This is a genomic window from Staphylococcus simulans, assembly GCF_003043455.1.
Taxonomy (GTDB): domain Bacteria; phylum Bacillota; class Bacilli; order Staphylococcales; family Staphylococcaceae; genus Staphylococcus; species Staphylococcus simulans_A.
In genome coordinates this window covers 1-1,409 of record NZ_PZGG01000131.1, presented here as the reverse complement: position 1 = coordinate 1,409, position 1,409 = coordinate 1, and the positions used below count along the sequence as shown (strand labels likewise).

Annotated in this window: 2 protein-coding genes; both read right to left on the bottom strand. The window is 33.3% G+C overall.

Features of this window, described 5'->3' with window-relative positions:
• The coding region (locus BU038_RS12320) for a metal ABC transporter permease (RefSeq protein WP_107606254.1) at positions 1-784 on the bottom strand (784 nt) is incomplete at its 3' end.
• Positions 784-1,409, bottom strand: a 626-nt coding sequence (locus BU038_RS12315; RefSeq protein ID WP_107606253.1) for a metal ABC transporter ATP-binding protein, incomplete at its 5' end; no start/stop codon positions are given. The genes BU038_RS12315 and BU038_RS12320, both read right to left, overlap by 1 nt.

The window sequence follows — 1,409 nt, the reverse complement described above, 5'->3', positions numbered from 1 at the left end:
GTACTAATAATACTACAATAACCCCACCTGGAGATAAATTTAAATAAAAAGCAATTACTAAACCACCAATAACAGCTATTTCTCCAATAATAATACTGTAGAGGATTAATTGTTTAAATCCTTTAGTCATTCTCATTGCGATAGCTACTGGTAAAGTCATCAGTGCACTTACAAGCAAAATACCGACTACGCGCATAGAAGCAGAAATAACCATAGCTACAATAATAATGAATAAAAATTGAATCCATCTAGGTATACCAATAACTTTACTATATTCTTCGTCAAATGAAAGAATAAAGAGTTCTTTATAAAATAACATAATGAACAGTGTAACTAGCACTGCAATGATCAAAACAGTTACCATATCACTCAAAGATACGGCACTGATTGATCCGAACAATAGACCAACTAATTCTTGATTAAATCCATCTGCAAGTGAAATAAAAATTGCACTTATGCCAATTCCAGCACTCATAATAATCGGAATCGCAATTTCTTGATAGTTTTGATAAGAAGTTCTTAATTTTTCAATTAAAAGTGCACCTATAACCGCAAACAATATGCCGCCCCACATAGGGTTAATAAAAATAAAAATCGGTGATAATGTGGTTAAAAACATTCCGAAAGAAATACCGCCTAGAGTTACGTGACTTAATGCGTCAGCAATTAAAGAAAGTCTTCGTACTACAATAAACGCCCCAATAAACGGTGCAATAAACCCAATCAGGATACCACTTAAAAGAGAATACCGCATAAAGTCGAAATTCATTAATGCTTCAATCATTAGTTACAGCACTCCCTTTCATGTTGATGATCAACAAATTTGATTGGATAGCCGTAAATTTTTGAAATTTCAACTTGATCCAGTGACTTAAATTCTTGAGCAGGCCCATGGAAGTGTAAATGTCTGTTCAAGCAAGCTACTTTCGTAGCAGTATCTACAACAACTCCAATGTCGTGCGTTACAAGAATAATTGTTACACCTTCATTCTTTAATTGTTCAAGTGTTTGATAAAATTCACTGACATGTTTTGCATCAATACCATTCGTAGGTTCATCTAGTATGAGTACAGACGGATCTGATATCAATGCTCTAGCTATTAAAACTCGTTGTTGTTGCCCACCTGATAATTCAGCGATATTCTTGTTTAATAAATATTCGATGTTTAAACGTTTGAGTATGCTTTTTACTTTTTGCACATCTTTTTTATTAAACCACTGAAAAAGGTGTTTTTGTTTAGTCAACCCGCTTAAAACAACTTCTTTTACACTAGCAGGAAAGCCTGAGTTAAATGCTCTTGCTTTTTGAGAAACATAGCTGATTTTAAGTTCTGATAATTTTCTTTGGTATTTTTGACCATCAATGTACATCTCACCACTTTGGAGGGGAAATAAACCTAACATAATTT